A 16,908-nucleotide genomic window follows, 5' to 3' on the forward strand; every position below is an offset into this window, starting at 1 on the left:
GCAGTCTGGATCCATGCCTCGACAGGCGCGGTATGAAGGCAGGGAGTGGCTGGTCTTACCCCTTCCCAGGCCGCCGTTTCAGCAGGCCATGGATCGCATAGGTGGTGAGGTAATAGCTGCTGCGCAGGATGCTGAAGCCCAGGCTCTTGCGGTAGTTCTGCCACTGCCAGCGGGCCGATCGCAGCTTGTTGCCGGAGAGCGAGTTGTCGGACACGCGGTAACGTGCGAGAGGTTTGTCCGAGGGGGTGGCAAGCGCCGGTCGCCCCAGCTCCTCAAGCGCCTGAATCCAGAAGATGTAGTCCTCGTTGCCGACGGGCTTGAACCGCAGTTGAGGCAGCAACGTGCGGTCGTACATGGCCGTGAGATTGCCGATGTGGTTGGCCTTGAGCATCATCTTCCACGTGACCTTCGTGGGCGGCGTGACGATGCCGAGCGTGTTGCCCTCTGCGTCCACGCGCCTGTAGGCCGAATAGGTAATTGGCGTGCCGCTCTCGTACATGAAGGCGAGCTGCTTCTGCAGCTTCTCCGGCTCCCACGTGTCATCGCTGTCGAGAAACGCCACGAACCGCGACCGCGCGAGGTCGAGCCCGCGGTTGCGCGCATGCGCCACGCCCTGTTGCGCGGGGAGCCGCAGCAGCCTGATGCGCGGGTCCTGTGCTGCGAACCACTTGATGATGTCGTAGGTGCGGTCCTCCGACGCGTCATCGACCACGATGAGCTGCCAGTCCGTAAAGCTCTGGTCCCGCACCGACTGGATGGATTTGCCGATCGTCAGGGCCGCGTTGCGCGCGGGCATGATCACTGTAACCAGGCGTTCAGCCATTCGGGGATGCCTTCACCAACTCCGCGACACGGGAACCGTAGACTGACACGTACCGTTCCTCGAAATAATCCTTGTACCGTTCTTCCCAAAGCGCCCGCGCAGCGCGCCCGGCCGTCTCGACCGCCTCCGGCCTGAGCCCGTCGAGCCACGCATCGAGCGCGTCCGCGCCTTCGCCAATAGCCCAGCCGGTGCCGTGCTGCTCTACCCGGCGGCCGGGGGAGGTGCCTGCCGTGGTAAGCAGCCCGCGCCCGATCATCAGGTGTTCGTAATATTTGTTCGGCGCTGCAAAGGCGTGGTTGGGCACCGAGAGATAGTAGAGCCCGGCGATCGCGTGCATTTCTGCCATCAGCTCAAGCCCCGCATCCGATCCCTTCGGGCCGTGGTAATGGATGTTTTCGTGCTTTGCGGCGAAGTCGGCCACCATGGCCTCGAGGCCGCCATAACCGGCGAGATGCAGTTCCACATCACTTCTTCGGGACGCAACGCGCATCAGATCTTCCAGCCCCCGGTGAATCGGCTCGAGCACGCCGAAATAACCGACGCGCCATCTCCCATCGAACTTTGGCAGAGCGGTGGCGGATACCTGATTGCCCGGCACATTTTCAAGCACCAGAACATTGGGCAGACCCTTCGGCAGATCCATCTGTCCGAACCGGTCTTCGCTTGCGAGCAGCGTGAGGTCCGCCCGCCGCGCAATGTATCGTTCCAGCGCGTCCAGCAGCCAACCGGCAGGCCCGTCAATGCTGCGCACCGCAGTGTACTTGTCGTAGACATCAAAGATGAGTGGCTTCCCGAACAGGCGGCAGAAGAGAAACGCGGCCGCCGCCGTATCGAGGTCGACCGCGTGAACGGCCGCAATCTCGCGGCGCAGGCGGAACAGCGTCCGCGCCAGGAACAGGTTCCAGCCGATGATGGCGAACGCGTTGTGCCAGCGCGCCCCGAGCCTGCTCGCCCGCTCGTAGAGGATTTCATGTGCCCCGGTGCGGAGGGGCCTGCCGTCCCGATTCCACCCGATGAAGCGGAAGGGGATGCCGAGCCTTCCCATCACGCGGAAATGCTTGCCCATGCGCGCGTCATACGCAGACAGATACGAACGGATGAAAACGAGCATGGAGAACCGGGACCTCTTGGCGTCTTTCGCCCCCGAGCCGTTATCGCGGATGCCAGGCGGCTTCGCAATACGCGAATGCCGCCGCCTCCTCCTACACCTTTGACAGGGCATTGTGTTCGCCGTTTATTGTCCTTGGGCGCCGCCCGGAACAAATGGACGGCGCGGCAGGACAAGTCAGGGAGGAATGTGTGCGCGAGCAGATGCCGCTTTGGTCGCCATCGGAGGAAAGAATTGCATCGGCGCAGATCGAACGGTTCCGGCACTGGTGCGCGGAGACCTATCAGATGCAGCTACCCGATCATGACGCGTTTCACCGCTGGTCGGTGGAAAACCCGGGCCAGTTCTGGAGCGCCGTCTGGGAAGTCTGCGGCGTGATCGGCGAGCGTGGCGCCCGCGATCTCGTGGGAGGCGAACGCATGCTGGACGCGCGTTTCTTCCCCGATGCCCGCCTGAACTTCGCCGAGAATCTTCTCCGTCGTTCGGGCTCCGAGGACGCGCTGATCTTCCGCGGCGAGGACAGGGCGGCTGCCCGCTGGTCCTGGGACCGCCTGCGCGAGGAGGTCTCGAAACTCCAGCAGGCATTCCGTTCCATGGGGATAGGCGAGGGCGACCGCGTTGCCGCCATGATGCCGAACATGCCGGAGACCGTCGCCTGCATGTTGGCTGCCGCTTCCATCGGCGCCATCTGGTCCTCCTGCTCTCCCGACTTCGGCGTCCAGGGCGTGATGGACCGCTTCGGCCAAATTGCTCCGAAACTGTTCATCGCCTGCGACGCCTATTGGTACAACGGCAAGCTCCAGGACGTGTCCGACAAGGTGCGCGAGATAGCGGGCCGGCTCGGCTGTCCGGTGCTCGTCGTTCACTATGCCGGGGATGCGGATGCGCTGGCAGCTTCCATCCCGAACGCGCGGACCTACGCGGATGCCACGCGCGTCTTTGCACCCGAGCCGTTGGAATTTGTGCATCTGCCGTTCAGCCACCCGCTTTATATCCTGTACTCCTCCGGCACGACCGGCGTTCCCAAGTGCATCGTTCATTCGGCCGGCGGCACGTTGCTCCAGCACCTGAAGGAGCACCGCTTCCATTGTGACATGCGCGAGGGTGACCGCTTCTTCTATTTCACCACCTGCGGCTGGATGATGTGGAACTGGCTGGCCTCGGGCCTTGCCAGCGGCGCCACGCTCTGCCTTTACGACGGTTCGCCCTTCGCTCCGAACGGCGAGGTCCTGTGGGACTATGCGGAACAGGAAAGGTTTTCCGTCTTCGGTACTTCTGCGAAGTACATCGACGCTGTTCGCAAGAGCGGCCTCGTGCCCCGCGAGACTCATGATCTGTCGAGCCTGCGGCTCATCACCTCCACCGGCTCACCGCTGTCGCCCGAAGGCTTCGCCTTCGTCTACGAGGGCATCAAGGCGGACGTGCATCTCGCCTCGATCTCCGGTGGCACCGACATTGTCTCCTGCTTCGTCTGCGGCAATCCGGTCAAGCCGGTCTGGAAGGGCGAGATCCAGGGCCCCGGCCTCGGCATGGCCGTGGATGTCTGGAACGACGAGGGCAAGCCCGTGGTGGGTGAAAAGGGCGAGCTCGTCTGCACGAAGCCGTTCCCCTCCATGCCCGTCGGCTTCTGGAACGATCCCGATGGCGCGAAATACCGCGCTGCCTATTTCGAGCGCTTCGACAACGTCTGGTGCCATGGCGACTTTGCCGAATGGACCGAGCATGGCGGCATGATCATCCACGGCCGCTCCGACGCCACACTCAATCCGGGCGGCGTGCGCATCGGCACGGCCGAGATCTACAACCAGGTCGAGCAGCTGGAGGAGGTGGTGGAAGCCATCTGCATCGGTCAGGAATGGGATGGCGACGTGCGTGTCGTCCTCTTCGTTCGCCTTGCCGATGGTCTGACGCTTGACGATGCGCTTCGTGACAGGATCCGTGCGAAGATCCGCACCGGCGCCTCGCCCCGGCACGTGCCGGCCAAGATCATCCAGGTGGCCGACATTCCGCGCACAAAATCTGGCAAGATTGTTGAGCTTGCCGTGCGCGAGGTGGTCCATGGCCGTCCGGTGAAGAACAAGGAGGCCCTTGCCAATCCGGAGGCGCTGGAGCTGTTTGCCGGGCTTGAGGAACTCAAGAGCTGAAGGTCGCAGGCGGAGGAGGTGGCGGCGGTCTGAAAACCTTGTCGGTGTTCGTCGCCGTCGCCATCGTCATGTTGTCCGCGCTCCGCTCTCGCCAGCAGACGCGCCAGCTGCTATTGGCTGGCATGGACCGGCTCTGATGGCGGGGCTGATCGTCCTGAAACGGGAACATCTTGATGTCTCTAGTGCGCTTCCATGAGCCGCCATTTGCGGAGCACCTTGGTCTGCGAACCGTTCGTGAGGAGGGCGGTGAGGCCGAAGTGCTCATGCCCTTCATGCCGGCGTTACAGAACCGCAAGGGAGACATTCACGGCGGCGCCATCGCCAGCCTTGTCGACAATGCGATGGGCATCGCCGCGCGCATCGGCCTGGACCGCGATGCCGCCGCATCCACGCTCAGCATGACTGTGAATTTCCTGAGTCCGGCGCGGGGCGATCTCCGCTGCATTGCCCGTTGCACGAAGAAGGGCCGTACCATCCGTTTCGTCGAATGTGAGGTTCTCGACCGCCAGGGTGAGGTCGTGGCGACGGCCGTTGCCACCTTCAAGATCTTCGCCGGTGGAAGCGCCGGGCAAGGCTGAACGGGGAGGGGCGGTCTCGGTTTTCCTGGGACCTTTTTGGCAGCGGGCGTACTCTGATACGAGCGGCCCGCCAAAAACTGAACAGGCGACACGGCAGCAAGAAGAAGGGGCGGTCCCGGCAGGAACCGCCCCTCTTGCCGGCCGGAAACAGAAGGCTGCTTCCGGTGTGCCCCACAGTCTTTCACCCGATCAGAAGGGCGAATCCGGATAGTAGAACTGCTCGGCGTTGTCCTTCGTGATGAGCTCGGAACCGATGATGAACCGGCCCGAGACCGGCACGTTGGAGACGAAGCGCAGAGCGGTCAGCTCGATTGCCGTGCCGATCATTGCCGGCGGATAGGTCACGTCGGCCGGCACGATCTTGTCGCCGTCCATGACGCGCTTGATCATCTCCTTCATGCCGGCGCCGCCGAGCACCCACATCTCGTCCTGGCGGCCCGCCTGGTTGATGGCTTCGAGCACGCCGACGGCCATGTCGTCATCCGAGGCCCACACGGCATCGATCTGCGCGTGCTTGGACAGGAAGTCCTGCATCACCTCGAAGGCGTCGTCGCGGTTCCAGTTGCCGTGCTCCATGCCGAGGATCTCGATGCCGGAACCCTCGATGGCCTTCTGGAAGGCTTCGACGCGCTCGTTGTCGATCGTCGTCGGAATGCCGCGTAGAACCACGATCTTGCCGCCGTCCGGCAGCATCTGCTTGAAGAACTCGCCGGAGACGCGGCCGAACGCGGTGTTGTCGCCTGCCACGTACAGATCTTCGATGTTCTCCTGGCTAAGGCCGCGGTCCACCACCGTCACCCATTTGCCGGCTTCCTTGACGCGCTGGACGGGACCCGTCAGCGGCTCGGACTCGAACGGCAGCACGACCAGCGCATCGATGTTGCGCGTCGCCATCATGTCCTCGATATCGGAGACCTGCTGGCTCGGATCGCTTGCGGTCGAGAGCACGAACTCGAGATTGTCGTAGCGCTCCCCCAACGCCTTGATGGTCTGCTGCGCATGGAAGTTCATGCCGCCGGCCCAGCCGTGCGTCGCGGCCGGAATGGAAACGCCGATGGTGGCTTTCTCCTGTGCCACAGCGCTTCCGGCGAATGCCATGCCGAGTGCAAGAACCCCGGCCAATGCTGTCAGTTTCATGTCTCTCTCCCCTAGGTTGATGTGATGGAGCGACCTCCCGTTACCGCTCCACCTTCTTCTGCCGTTGCAGCACCACGGCCAGAATGATGATCACGCCCTGGATCGCGCCGTTGAGATAGGGGCTGACCAGGTTCGCGAGATTGAGAATGTTGCCGATGAGGCTGAGGATCAGCACGCCCACGACCGTGCCCCAGACGCGGCCGAAGCCGCCCTTGAGCACCGTGCCGCCGATGATCACCGCCGCGATGGCCTCGAGCTCCCACAGCACGCCGGTGGAGCTGGAGGCGGAGCCGAGCCGCGGCACGTACATGATCGTGGCGATGCCGACGAGTATGCCGAGCAGGATGTAGGTCATCAGCCGCACGCGGTTGACGTGTACGGCCGAGTAGAGCGCCACCTGCTCGTTGGAACCGATGGCTGCGCAATGCCGTCCGAAGGGCGTCTTGCGCATGATGATCTCGCCCAGGATGGCAACGGCCGCGAAGACGATGATCGGCCAGGCGACGCCGAACAGGCCGCCGTAATAGACCGGTCGGTAGATCTCGCGAACGCCGTAGTCGAGCGACAGCGTGCCGCCGTCTGCGAGCCACGTGATGAGCGAGCGGAAAACGCCCATCGTGCCGAGTGTGACAATGAAGGCTTCGATCCGCGCCTGCGTGATGAGTAGTCCGTTGACGAGTCCGGCGGCGAGGCCGACAACGATGGCCACCATCATGCCGACAAGGATGACCCCCCAGCCCACGCCCATGCTTGGCACGAGACCGTTCATGATCATGATCATCACGCCCGCGATGAACGCGGCCATGGAGCCCACCGACAAGTCAAGCCCGCCGGAGGTGATGACGAAGGTCATGCCCACGGCGATGATGCCGATGAAGGCCGAACGGGCGAGCACGTTGGTGACATTGCCGTAGCTCAGGAAGTTCGGGTTCAGGAACGCGCCGAGCGCGATCAGCGCCACGAGTGCGATCACCGGCCCCCAGACGTGGAAGTCGATCCTGAAGCCCTGTTTCGGAACGGTCGGTGTTGCGCTGTCCACGGTCATGCTGCCACCTTGCCCTCAAGCCCCATTGCATGACGCACGATGACGTCTTCGTTGATATCATCGCCTGAAAGCACGCCGGTGATCCGCCCCGAGCGCATCACCACCACCCGGTGCGAAAGGCCGATGATTTCCGTCATTTCGGAGGAGATCATGATGATGCTTTTGCCGGATGCGGCGAGCTTCTGGATGAAGTGATAGATCTGCTGCTTGGTGCCGATGTCGATGCCGCGCGTGGGCTCGTCGATGATGATGATGTCCGGCTCCGCGAGCATGGTCTTGGCGAGCAGCAGCTTCTGCTGGTTGCCGCCCGAAAGGTTCCCCACCGGCACGGCCCGGTTGGCCGCGCGAATGTCGAACTCCTGGATCGCCTTCGCCAGCGCTTCGTCCTCGGCCCTGGCATCGATGGCGAAGCGACCGAAGCGGTTAAGCGCGAGCAGCGTGAGGTTCTCCCGCATGCTCTTGGTGAGCAGCAGGCCGCGTCCCTTCCGGTCCTCGGTGAGATAGACGAGCCCGGCCTTTCGGGCATCCCCGACCGATGAGATGCGCACCGGCTTGCCATTGATCTCGATGTGCCCCGCGCCGGGCCGTACCCCGATGAGCCCCTCCATGAGTTCCGTCCGGCCGGCCCCCACCAACCCTGCGAAGCCCAGGATCTCGCCCCGGTAGAGATCGAAGCTTGCATTCTGCACGATGGTGCCGACGCTGAAGTTCGAGACGGACAGCACCGTCTCCCGCTTCTGCGGCAGCACCTTCGGCGGGAACAGGTTGGAGAGGGCGCGGCCGACCATGGCTTGCGCCATCTGGTCTTCAGTCATTTCGCCGGCCTTGGCGATCGCCACGCGGCTTCCGTCGCGGAATACGGTGATGCGGTCCGCGATCCGCGCCACCTCGTCGAGCTTGTGCGAGGTGTAGAGGATTGCCGTACCCCGGGCCTTCAACTTTTCGATCTGGCGGAACAGTACTTCCGCCTCGCGGGTCGTCAGCACCGCCGTCGGCTCGTCCATGATGAGCACGCGCGCGTTGCGCGACAACGCCTTGGCGATCTCCACCATCTGCTTGTCGGAAACCGAGATGTCGGACACCCGCGCATCAGGATCGACACGCGTCTCGAGTTCCCGGAGCAGACGCAGGGCTTCCGCACGCATGGCCCTCTTGTCGAGGAAGAAGCCGCGTCTGAGCTCCCGCCCCAGGAAGATGTTCTCCTCAACGGTCAGCTGCTCCGCCAGGTTGAACTCCTGATGGATCAGTATGACGCCCCGGTTCTCGGCCTCCTCGCTGGAGGAAAAGGAGACCGGCTGGCCGTCGAGGAGAATCTGGCCCTTGGTTGGCTCCAGGTAGCCCGCCATGATCTTCATGAGCGTGGACTTGCCTGCGCCGTTCTCGCCGATCAGCGCATGCACTTCGCCCGGATATAGGGCAAGCTCCACGCCATGCAGGACTTCCACCGGCCCGAAGGACCGGGAAACGTCTCTGGCTTCCAGCACCGGAGAATGGGCGGTTGTGGCACTCACAACGTCACGAAGCTCCCGTTCTTCTCGGACGACCGGACGCAGGCGTCGATGAACTTCATGCCGGCCAGCCCGTCCTCCACGGTGGGGAAGATGACGTCGGACGGCAGCGGCTCGCCCGCCTTCTTCGCCCGGATGGCCCGCGCGGCTTCCGCGTAGATGTTGGCGAAGCCTTCGAGATAGCCCTCCGGATGGCCGGACGGGATGCGGGTTACCCGCGCGGCCGCTGGGCCGGCGCCGGGGCCGTTACGGGTGATGAGCCGCTTGGGCTCGCCGAACGGCGCGAACCAGAGCTTGTTCGGCTCCTCCTGGAACCACTCGATGCCGCCCTTGTCACCGTAGACGCGCAGGCTGAGCCCGTTCTCGTTGCCGGGCGCCACCTGGCTCGCCCACAGCATGCCCTTCGCGCCATTCTCCAGGCGCAGCATGATGTGGGCATTGTCGTCCACCCGACGGCCGGGCACGAAGCGGTGCAGGTCGGCAGCGAGCTCCACGGTCTTCAGCCCGGTGACGAAGCTCAGCAGGTTGAAGGCATGCGTGCCGATGTCGCCGATCGCGCCACCAGCGCCCGAGCGTGCCGGGTCGGTGCGCCACTCGGCTTGCTTGGAGCCGGATTTCTCGGCGGGAACCGTCAGCCAGTCCTGCACATACTCGGCGTGGATCACGCGGATCGTCCCGAGCTCGCCGTTCTGCACCATTTCCCGCGCCTGCCGGATCATCGGATAGCCGGTGTAATTGTGAGTGAGCACGAACAGCGCGGCGCTCTCCTTGGCGAGCTTCACCAGCTTTTCCGCATCCTCAAGTGTCGAAGTCAGTGGCTTGTCGCAGATGACATGGATGCCCCTCGTGAGGAAGGCGGCCGCCGCCGGATAGTGCATGTGATTGGGCGTGACGATGGCGACCGCCTCGATGCCGTCGGGACGCGCGGCTTCCTTCTCCGCCATCTCCTCGAACGTGCCGTAGATGCGGTCGCGGTCGAGCCCGAGCGCGAGGCCGGATTCGACAGACCGCTCGGGCGTCGAGGAGAGGGCGCCCGCCACCAGCTGGAACTCATTGTCGAGCCGCGCGGCGATGCGGTGCACCGCGCCGATGAACGCATCCTTGCCGCCGCCAACCATGCCCAGGCGGATCGGCCCGCTGCGAACTTCAGTGGATCCGGTAATTGCCATCAGACTGCTCCACCCTTAGTCCAGTCCAAGCATGCGCCGGTTGGCCGCCTCGTCCGTGCCTGCGCCGGCGAAGTCATCAAACGCCTTTTCCGTCACGCGGATGAGGTGATTGCGGACGAACTCCGCGCCTTCGCGCGCGCCGTCCTCGGGATGCTTCATGCAGCACTCCCATTCGACCACAGCCCAGCCGTCGAAGTCGATGGCCGTAAGCTTCGAGAACACCGCACCGAAGTCCACCTGGCCGTCACCCGGCGAGCGGAACCGTCCCGCGCGCTTCACCCACGGCGCATAGCCGGAATAGACGCCCTGGCGGCCGGTCGGGTTGAACTCCGCGTCCTTCACATGGAACATGCGGATGCGATCGGCATAGATGTCGATGTTGTCGAGGTAGTCGAGGCACTGCAGCACGTAGTGCGACGGGTCGTAGAGCATGTTCGCGCGCGGATGGTTGCCGACGCGCTCCAGGAACATCTCGAACGTCGTGCCGTCGAACAGGTCCTCGCCGGGATGGATCTCGAAGCAGATGTCGACGCCGCACTCGTCCGCATGGTCGAGGATCGGCTTCCACCGCCGCGCAAGCTCGTCGAACGCGGTCTCGATCAGGCCCGCCGGCCGTTGCGGCCACGGATAGACATAAGGCCAGGCAAGCGAGCCGGAGAACGAGGCCATTGCCTTGAGCCCAAGGTTCTTCGACGCGGTGAGCGCCTTCTTTACCTGGTCCACGGCCCACTGCTGCCGCGCCTTCGGATTGCCGCGCATTTCCGGAATGGTGAAACCGTCGAAGGCGATGTCATAGGCCGGATGGGTGGCCACCAGCTGTCCTTGCAGGTGCGTGGACAGCTCCGTGATCACGACGCCGTTTTCCTTCGCCTTGTCGGCCAGTTCGTCGCAGTAATCCTTCGAGCTCGCGGCCTTCTCGAGGTCGAACAGGCGTCCGTCCCAGCTCGGTACCTGCACACCGATATAGCCGCAGTCGGCGGCCCATTTCGTGATTGAATCCCAGGAATTGAACGGAGCTTCGTCCCCCGCGAACTGCGCAAGGAAAAGGGCTGGACCCTTGATTGTCTTCATGTTGCCTCCCTAGGAGCGCCTCCACGCTCTCACCGACACATCTGCTTTTTGTTGTGATCGCGATGTAATCGTTTGCAAAGAATGAAATCACGGAATGTAATGGATTACAAGATCGCGGGGACGCTTATGCCGAGGATTTGGTGGTGATATTAGCTCCGACGATCTGGTGATGATTCGAGTGCGAGGAGGACGCCGCTGGAATGATAAAGTCGTATCCGCGGATCAGGGACGTCGCACAGGCGGCGGGAGTGTCAACCGCCACGGTGAGCCGCGCCCTGTCGTGTCCGGAACTGGTATCCGCGGAAACGCGTGCACTCGTACTGAAGGCCGTAGAGGCCACCGGCTACCGCATCAATCACGCGGCCCGCAACCTGCGCCGGCGCCGCACGGGCGGCATCGTGGTGCTGGTGCCGAACCTGGCCAACCCGTTCTTCTCGCGCATCCTGTCCGGCATCACCTCGGTCATGGCCCCTGTCGGCTACAATGTTCTCATCGCCGACACCAAGCAGGGCGAGCACATCCGCGATTATCTCCATCACAATCGCGCCGACGGCCTCATCGTGCTGGATGCCAAGCTGCCGGAGGATGTGCTCATGGCGGGCGCATCCGCCCGCTACGAGCCGCCTATCGTCTTCGCCTGCGAATGGGTGGAGAACGACAATCGTCCCAGGGTTGTGATCGACAACATGCATGGCGCGGCGCTCGCGGTTGACCATCTCGTCGAGCTCGGCCACCATCGTATCGGCCATCTGATGGGTCCGCCGGACAACATCCTGACCGTCACACGCGCGGAGGGTTTTCGCCAGGCCATGAAGCGCTATGGCCTGACGATCCGCCCGGACTGGATGCTGAAAGGGGATTTCTCCCTGGCCTCTGGCGCCGAGGCCGCCCACCGCTGGCTAGCGCTGGAGGACCGGCCCTCGGCCATCTTCTGTTCGAGCGACGCCATGGCTTGCGGCTTCATCGGCGAGCTTCACAAGCGCGGCATCCGCGTGCCGGAGGAAGTCTCGGTCGTCGGTTTCGACGACATCGACATAGCCGCCCATTTCGTCCCCGCGCTGACGACCATTGCGCAGCCACGCGACCTTATCGGCCAGACGGCGGCGAAGACGCTCCTTGCCGTCATGCAGGGGCAGGGCGGCGAGCAGCTTCAGAAGCAGGTCCTTGAGGTCGAGCTGATCCGCCGCCAGAGCACCGCCCGGATCGCCTGATTGCGGCAAGATTCCTGAAAACGCCTACGGCCCGGGTCAGGAGGCTTTCACCTCAAACTCCTGGCGCGCATCGAACTGTGCGCGAGCCGCCCGGATCTTGTCCTGGTTGCGCAGCGCCCATTCTCCAAGGGCATTGACCGGCACCGTCAGGTCGTGGCCGAGCTCCGTGAGGCTGTACTCGACCTGCGGCGGAACGGTGGGATGCACGGTGCGCGTCACGAGCCCGTCGCGCTCCAGACCTCTGAGCGTGGTGCTCAGCATCTTGTGCGAGATGTTACCGATCATCTGCTGCAACCTGCTGAACCGCTTCGGGCCGTCGCTGAGGCGCATGATGATCAGCACGGACCATTTGTCGCCGACGCGGGCGAGGATCTCGCTCACGGCACGGCAGTCTTGAGACAAATGGTCGGTCACTGGCGGTTTCATCGAGGTAACTCTGTCACGATAATGTACGTTCTTGCCGGCCTCCCCGACCTGTCACATATATATAGAAGGTAACCGTTGGTTACCAGATTTCGATTGGGGAGTATCATGCCAGCATCCAAACCGAAGATAGGTATAGTCATTTCCACCACCCGCGGTAACCGTTTTGGCGAAAAGCCCGCCAAGTGGATTCTTGAAATTGCCGAGAAGCGCAGCGACATGGAGTTCGAGCTCGTCGACCTGCGCGACTATCCCTTGCCTTTCTTTGAGGAGCCCGTGTCGCCGGCCTGGGGCAAGCCTGCGAGCGAAGTGGCGCAGAAGTGGGCGGCGAAGGTCGACAGCCTCGATGGCTTCATTTTCGTGACTGCGGAATACAACCACGCGCCCTCGGGCGTTCTCAAGAACGCCCTCGACTACGCCTATAATGAATTCAACCGTAAGCCTGCGGCCTTCCTCGGCTACGGCGGTGTTGGCGGCGCGCGCGCGGTGGAGCAGCTGCGTCTGATCTGCGTCGAGCTTCAGATGGCTCCGACCCGCAACGCTGTCCACATCGTTGGCGGCGATTTCATGGGCCTGTGGCAGCAGGGCAAGACCTTCGAGGAGTATCCGCACCTGGCCCAGTCGGCCGAGGTGATGCTGGATGAGTTGGCCTGGTGGGCGAAGGCGCTCAAGTCGGCCCGCGAGGCGACCGCGCGCGAAAAGGAGGCCACCGCGGCCTGATTTCATGCTCTCCCACGGACGGCCCGCGCTCCGGCGCGGGCTTTTTCCGTGGCGGATCTCTTCTGTGCAAGCCGCGGATCCTGGAATTGAGAACCCGCATGGAGACATGCTCCATTCTTTCGGTTCGGGCAGATGCCAGTCTTTCGGTTCGGGCAGATGCCAGAAACGCCTGAATGATGCCGCAGGTTATCCGTCGGGTCCTGAACCGGGTGTGCGCCGGAGCGAGGCGGGAACGCGTTTCAGCGCGAAACCGCGGCGACCCGCGATCGCGGGCCCCGTTTCCAGCGCAGGAAGGGCTTTCGGATGCCCCGCCAGGCAATGAGCGTGACGATGATTCCCGCATAGATTACGGGCTCCGCCGGCCAGGCCTTGACACTCATGATGAAGTGGAGTGCTCCTCCCGCCGCGATCACGTAGATCAGACGGTGCAGCCTGTTCCACTTCGGGCCGAGCTTGCGGATTGACAGGTTGTTGGATGTGACCGCCAGCGGCACCATCAGGATGAGCGCAGCCATGCCAATCGTGATGAAGGGCCGCTTCACGATGTCCTTGATGATCATTGTCATGTTAAGCGCCTGGTCGAGGATCATGCAGGCGCTGAAGTGCATGGCTCCGTAGTAGAAGGCGAGGAGCCCCAGCGCCCGCCTGTACTTGAGAAGGCTGGCGCCCGTTATGTCACGGATCGGGGTGATGAGCAGTGTCAGGATCAGGAAGCGCAGCGTCCAGAGCCCGAGCAGATGCTCGAACTCCTTTACGGGATCGGCCCCGAGCCCGCCTGTCGCTCCGAGATGGAAGCTCCATACGGCCGGGATGAATCCCGCCACATAGATCGGCCAGACGGGCAGGCGGTTCCACCGGTTCGGTCTGCTCGCCACCTTCTTGCCGGGGCTTTGCACTCGCCCGTGCATCAGTAGAACTTCCGCAGGTCCATGCCCGCATAGAGCGAGGCCACCTGTTCGCCATAGCCGTTGAAGGGCAGGGTCTTGCGGCGTCCGGAGCTGAAAAAGCCGTCCTCGCCGATGCGCCGTTCGGTTGCCTGGCTCCAGCGGGGGTGGTCGACCTCCGGATTGACGTTGGCATAGAAACCGTACTCGTTCGGCGCCATGAGGTTCCAGGTGGTCGGAGGCTGCTTCTCGACGAAGCTGATCCGCGTGATCGACTTGATGCCCTTGAACCCGTATTTCCACGGAACTACCAGCCGGATCGGCGCCCCGTTGGCGTTGGGCAGCGTCTCGCCGTAAAGTCCCACGGCCAGGATGGTCAGCGGGTGCATCGCCTCGTCAAGCCGCAACCCCTCCACATAGGGCCATTCGAGCACCTGGAAGAGGCCGCGCTGTCCCGGCATCTCGTCCGGCCGGTAGACGCTGGTGAAGGCCACATACTTGGCTGAACCGAGCGGCTCCACCTGTTTGAGCAGGGTCGCGAGCGGAAAGCCGATCCATGGAATGACCATCGACCATGCTTCCACGCAGCGCATGCGGTAGATGCGTTCCTCCAGCGGCGTCTTGCTGATGAGTTCCCCGACATCGAAGTCGCGCGGCTTGTGGACCAGCCCGTCGACGCGAAGCGTCCACGGTAGCGGCTTGAACTTGCCGGAATTCGCGCTAGGCGCGCTCTTGTCGGTGCCGAACTCGTAAAAATTGTTGTAGGTGGTCGCATCCTTTTTGGGCGTGACGATCTCGTTGGTGCCGAACGGACCCTTTGCCGCCTTCAGCGGGGTGGCATCGGCGCTGGTGCCCGCCACACCGGACAGGGCAGCCGCGCCAAGGCCCGCCATGATCTCGCGCCGGTTGAGATAGAGATGCTTGGGCGTGACCTCGGAATAGGGAATTCGAGGGATAATGGGACTGCGCATCGTGACATCTCCATCGGATCAGGGAATATGGCCGCTTGTGAGCCTCCCGTTCTGGTATTGCGTAGCGCGGATAATTGCATGGTATGCTCTTCGTCCGCGCATCAAATCTCGGTGACGCCGCTTCTCGTTCCGAGGGGGATGCGCCGCGAATCATTCCCGGTGTATCCGCATGAGCGAGACTGACAGCCACCCTCGATCAATCGTCATCTATGTAGATGCGGACGCATGTCCAGTAAAACCGGAAGTATACCGCGTAGCTGAGCGCTACAATATTAAGGTTGTGCTTGTCGCCAATCGGCCAATTCACATCCCGTACAACAATCATCTGATTGAACGAATCACCGTGGGAACGGGCCTGGATGTTGCGGATGACTGGATCGCCGGTCGTAGCCGTCCGGGGTGTATCGTCGTGACGGCCGATGTGCCGCTGGCGGCCCGGGCCGTGGCTGCGGGAGCCGTTGCAATCACGCCGAAGGGCAAGATTTTCACGGCTGAAAACGTGGGAGAAGCGCTGGCCACACGCAATCTTATGGACCATCTGCGCTCGTCCGGACAGATCACCGGAGGGCCTTCTCCCTTCACGCCGCGGGACAGATCCGCCTTCCTGTCGGCTCTCGATCTGGCGATTGTGCGGCTTCGCAGGGAAGGCTTCGGCGCTTGAGGGTCGCACGGAGCTCGTGCAGACTGTGAACTCTGACGAAGTGCGACAAGATGGTCAATATTTCACAGATCTGTTTAACTATTAGATGATTTGCTACTTTACACATTTGCAATTGGCCTCAAGCTGGACTAATTGCAATGTCGTGATTGGGCCCCGGAGTAATAGATGACCAATAATTCCAACGACGACATAGTGCTGCTTACAGCGGATATTGTATCCGCTTACGTTGCCAACAATCCTGTTCCCCTGTCGGAGCTGTCCGGTCTGATCAGCCTGGTTCACAGCTCTCTCTGCAACGTTGGTTCTGCAGAGGCAGCGGAACAGCCGGAACCGCAGAAGCCGGCAGTGAACCCGAAGCGGTCTGTCTTCAACGACTACATCATCTGCCTCGAGGATGGTAAGAAGTTCAAGTCGTTGAAGCGCCATCTGACGAGCCACGGCATGACGCCTGAAGAGTACCGCAAGAAGTGGAACCTTCCGGCGGATTATCCGATGGTTGCGCCTGCCTACGCGCAGTCGCGCTCGGCGCTGGCCAAGCAGATGGGTCTCGGACGCAAGCCGGCCGCTGCTCAGGAGGGAGAGGGCGCTCAGGCGCCGGCCCGTCGCGGCCGTCCGAAGAAGTCGGCCAGCTAAGATCCACGATAGAAACACCCCCAGGGCAGTCTCGTCTGCCCTGGGGTGTTTTTCATTGGATGGTGCCGTCCGCCGCGTGCTCGCGGTGAGCCACGGCAAGAGTGCTCGCGATTGTCCGGACCGTCTGCCCGCAATCCTTCCTCCCGAACAGTCTTTTTCCGAATGTCTGAACGTGGCTGACCTTGTGCCGGCCGCGGCCTTGCGGGCATGTTGCGGCCCCGCGCGAGCTGACCGCGCTTGGCTTCTCTGCCCCCTCGCCAAGGTGGCGTCTGCTGTAGTGTTGCAGGCCGCAGAATGCTCCTCTGGGCTCCAGCCGAAAAGCATTCTTCAGCGTTGCCCGAGAACGCCTCTGGCAGGATCTGGATCGTTTCGGTCTGGGCGTTTTGACCACATCCGCGTTTGACGGCCATGCGTACCGCTGGATGAACGGCCGCGGAAAGGCGAGCGACGGTTCTCCGGATACAATTTCCTATAATCGGCTCTGGTCCGGGTTTGAATTCCAAGGAAGGTGGGGCAGAGATAAATTTTGTCTATGTCTGGATCCGGGAGTCGCGGTTTTCTTTTGTTCGTTCTGTGATTGGATGGGCTGTCATTTAAAGTATTAATTAGTTAGGTGTCAATGACGAAAAACATATTGTTTCCCTGCGCTTAAATATTTAACTAATTAAGATTGTAGTTCAATTCCCAGATATTTGAAAAAACTAATGACATTCTATCTTGAACCGCGCCGGGTTTGCCGGAGGCTCCAACTCCTGAGTAGGATGGAGCATCATGAGCAAGACGACGAACAAGTTTTCCCCTGAAGTGCGCGAGCGCGCGGTG

16 protein-coding genes are annotated in these 16,908 nt (G+C 62.5%); 6 read left to right on the top strand and 10 right to left on the bottom strand.

Annotated elements, in window-relative coordinates:
- Positions 1-55: 55 nt before the first annotated feature.
- Both ABD906_RS04375 and ABD906_RS04380 read right to left on the bottom strand, forming a co-directional pair.
- Positions 56-823: a glycosyltransferase family 2 protein gene (locus ABD906_RS04375; protein ID WP_345098403.1), complete on the bottom strand. Its 768-nt coding sequence runs from the start codon at positions 821-823 to the stop codon at positions 56-58.
- Positions 816-1,934: a glycosyltransferase family protein gene (locus ABD906_RS04380; RefSeq protein ID WP_345098404.1), complete on the bottom strand. Its 1,119-nt coding sequence runs from the start codon at positions 1,932-1,934 to the stop codon at positions 816-818. The genes ABD906_RS04375 and ABD906_RS04380 overlap by 8 nt, the downstream gene beginning before the upstream one ends.
- Before the next feature lie 188 nt (positions 1,935-2,122).
- On the opposite strand from ABD906_RS04380, the gene ABD906_RS04385 reads away from it, so the two are divergent.
- Positions 2,123-4,075, top strand: coding sequence for an acetoacetate--CoA ligase (locus ABD906_RS04385; protein ID WP_345098405.1), 1,953 nt, complete (start codon positions 2,123-2,125; stop codon positions 4,073-4,075).
- 173 nt (positions 4,076-4,248) lie between these two features.
- On the top strand, positions 4,249-4,653 hold the full coding sequence (locus ABD906_RS04390; RefSeq protein WP_345098406.1) for a PaaI family thioesterase: 405 nt from the start codon (positions 4,249-4,251) through the stop codon (positions 4,651-4,653).
- Positions 4,654-4,842: 189 nt separating this feature from the next.
- Here the strand turns inward: ABD906_RS04390 and ABD906_RS04395 are convergent, their stop codons facing one another.
- Genes ABD906_RS04395 through ABD906_RS04415 form a run of 5 tightly spaced genes read right to left on the bottom strand, consistent with a single transcriptional unit; the run spans position 4,843 to position 10,583 of the window.
- Positions 4,843-5,790, bottom strand: a complete 948-nt coding sequence (locus ABD906_RS04395) for an ABC transporter substrate-binding protein (RefSeq protein WP_345098407.1) — start codon at positions 5,788-5,790, stop codon at positions 4,843-4,845.
- Positions 5,791-5,830: 40 nt separating this feature from the next.
- Complete coding sequence (locus ABD906_RS04400; RefSeq protein WP_345098408.1) at positions 5,831-6,835, bottom strand: ABC transporter permease; 1,005 nt, start codon at positions 6,833-6,835, stop codon at positions 5,831-5,833.
- Complete coding sequence (locus tag ABD906_RS04405) at positions 6,832-8,346, bottom strand: sugar ABC transporter ATP-binding protein (protein ID WP_345098409.1); 1,515 nt, start codon at positions 8,344-8,346, stop codon at positions 6,832-6,834. The genes ABD906_RS04400 and ABD906_RS04405 overlap by 4 nt, the downstream gene beginning before the upstream one ends.
- On the bottom strand, positions 8,343-9,512 hold the full coding sequence (locus ABD906_RS04410; protein WP_345098410.1) for a Gfo/Idh/MocA family protein: 1,170 nt from the start codon (positions 9,510-9,512) through the stop codon (positions 8,343-8,345). The genes ABD906_RS04405 and ABD906_RS04410 overlap by 4 nt, the downstream gene beginning before the upstream one ends.
- 15 nt (positions 9,513-9,527) lie before the next feature.
- Complete coding sequence (locus tag ABD906_RS04415; RefSeq protein WP_345098411.1) at positions 9,528-10,583, bottom strand: sugar phosphate isomerase/epimerase family protein; 1,056 nt, start codon at positions 10,581-10,583, stop codon at positions 9,528-9,530.
- A gap of 200 nt (positions 10,584-10,783) precedes the next feature.
- Here ABD906_RS04415 and ABD906_RS04420 point away from each other — a divergent pair, with 200 nt between their 5' ends.
- On the top strand, positions 10,784-11,794 hold the full coding sequence (locus tag ABD906_RS04420; RefSeq protein ID WP_345098412.1) for a LacI family DNA-binding transcriptional regulator: 1,011 nt from the start codon (positions 10,784-10,786) through the stop codon (positions 11,792-11,794).
- A 36-nt stretch (positions 11,795-11,830) separates the two neighbouring features.
- Here ABD906_RS04420 and ABD906_RS04425 read toward each other — a convergent pair whose 3' ends face one another.
- Positions 11,831-12,220, bottom strand: a complete 390-nt coding sequence (locus tag ABD906_RS04425; RefSeq protein ID WP_345098413.1) for a winged helix-turn-helix transcriptional regulator — start codon at positions 12,218-12,220, stop codon at positions 11,831-11,833.
- 105 nt (positions 12,221-12,325) lie between these two features.
- Between ABD906_RS04425 and ABD906_RS04430 the strand changes: the two genes are divergently transcribed.
- Complete coding sequence (locus ABD906_RS04430; protein ID WP_345098415.1) at positions 12,326-12,937, top strand: NADPH-dependent FMN reductase; 612 nt, start codon at positions 12,326-12,328, stop codon at positions 12,935-12,937.
- A gap of 239 nt (positions 12,938-13,176) precedes the next feature.
- On the opposite strand, the gene msrQ is transcribed toward ABD906_RS04430, so the two are convergent.
- Together msrQ and msrP are read right to left on the bottom strand one after the other, a co-directional pair.
- Positions 13,177-13,845 carry a protein-methionine-sulfoxide reductase heme-binding subunit MsrQ gene (msrQ, locus tag ABD906_RS04435; RefSeq protein ID WP_345098416.1) on the bottom strand — a complete coding sequence of 223 codons (669 nt, stop codon included), beginning with the start codon at positions 13,843-13,845 and terminating at the stop codon, positions 13,177-13,179.
- Entirely contained in the window at positions 13,845-14,792 is a 948-nt protein-coding gene (msrP, locus tag ABD906_RS04440) for a protein-methionine-sulfoxide reductase catalytic subunit MsrP (RefSeq protein WP_345098417.1), read from the bottom strand. The genes msrQ and msrP overlap by 1 nt, the downstream gene beginning before the upstream one ends.
- Positions 14,793-14,961: 169 nt before the next feature.
- Between msrP and ABD906_RS04445 the strand changes: the two genes are divergently transcribed.
- The gene (locus tag ABD906_RS04445; RefSeq protein ID WP_345098418.1) at positions 14,962-15,453 is read left to right on the top strand and encodes a YaiI/YqxD family protein; all 492 of its coding nucleotides are present in this window, start codon (positions 14,962-14,964) and stop codon (positions 15,451-15,453) included.
- Positions 15,454-15,618: 165 nt separating this feature from the next.
- Positions 15,619-16,086, top strand: a complete 468-nt coding sequence (locus ABD906_RS04450; protein ID WP_345098419.1) for a Ros/MucR family transcriptional regulator — start codon at positions 15,619-15,621, stop codon at positions 16,084-16,086.
- Positions 16,087-16,908: the final 822 nt, after the last annotated feature.

Origin of the sequence: Chelativorans composti (genome assembly GCF_039541695.1) — a bacterium.
Lineage (GTDB): Bacteria > Pseudomonadota > Alphaproteobacteria > Rhizobiales > Rhizobiaceae > Chelativorans > Chelativorans composti.

What these genes read in the sequence shown, in the direction of transcription:
- ABD906_RS04375 (WP_345098403.1), bottom strand. Translation starts at nt 823, where the DNA reads ATGGCTGAACGCCTGGTTACAGTGATCATGCCCGCGCGCAACGCGGCC.
- ABD906_RS04380 (WP_345098404.1), bottom strand. Translation starts at nt 1,934, where the DNA reads ATGCTCGTTTTCATCCGTTCGTATCTGTCTGCGTATGACGCGCGCATG.
- ABD906_RS04390 (WP_345098406.1), top strand. Translation starts at nt 4,249, where the DNA reads ATGTCTCTAGTGCGCTTCCATGAGCCGCCATTTGCGGAGCACCTTGGT.
- ABD906_RS04395 (WP_345098407.1), bottom strand. Translation starts at nt 5,790, where the DNA reads ATGAAACTGACAGCATTGGCCGGGGTTCTTGCACTCGGCATGGCATTC.
- ABD906_RS04400 (WP_345098408.1), bottom strand. Translation starts at nt 6,835, where the DNA reads ATGACCGTGGACAGCGCAACACCGACCGTTCCGAAACAGGGCTTCAGG.
- ABD906_RS04410 (WP_345098410.1), bottom strand. Translation starts at nt 9,512, where the DNA reads ATGGCAATTACCGGATCCACTGAAGTTCGCAGCGGGCCGATCCGCCTG.
- ABD906_RS04415 (WP_345098411.1), bottom strand. Translation starts at nt 10,583, where the DNA reads ATGAAGACAATCAAGGGTCCAGCCCTTTTCCTTGCGCAGTTCGCGGGG.
- ABD906_RS04420 (WP_345098412.1), top strand. Translation starts at nt 10,784, where the DNA reads ATGATAAAGTCGTATCCGCGGATCAGGGACGTCGCACAGGCGGCGGGA.
- ABD906_RS04425 (WP_345098413.1), bottom strand. Translation starts at nt 12,220, where the DNA reads ATGAAACCGCCAGTGACCGACCATTTGTCTCAAGACTGCCGTGCCGTG.
- ABD906_RS04430 (WP_345098415.1), top strand. Translation starts at nt 12,326, where the DNA reads ATGCCAGCATCCAAACCGAAGATAGGTATAGTCATTTCCACCACCCGC.
- msrQ (WP_345098416.1), bottom strand. Translation starts at nt 13,845, where the DNA reads ATGCACGGGCGAGTGCAAAGCCCCGGCAAGAAGGTGGCGAGCAGACCG.
- msrP (WP_345098417.1), bottom strand. Translation starts at nt 14,792, where the DNA reads ATGCGCAGTCCCATTATCCCTCGAATTCCCTATTCCGAGGTCACGCCC.
- ABD906_RS04445 (WP_345098418.1), top strand. Translation starts at nt 14,962, where the DNA reads ATGAGCGAGACTGACAGCCACCCTCGATCAATCGTCATCTATGTAGAT.
- ABD906_RS04450 (WP_345098419.1), top strand. Translation starts at nt 15,619, where the DNA reads ATGACCAATAATTCCAACGACGACATAGTGCTGCTTACAGCGGATATT.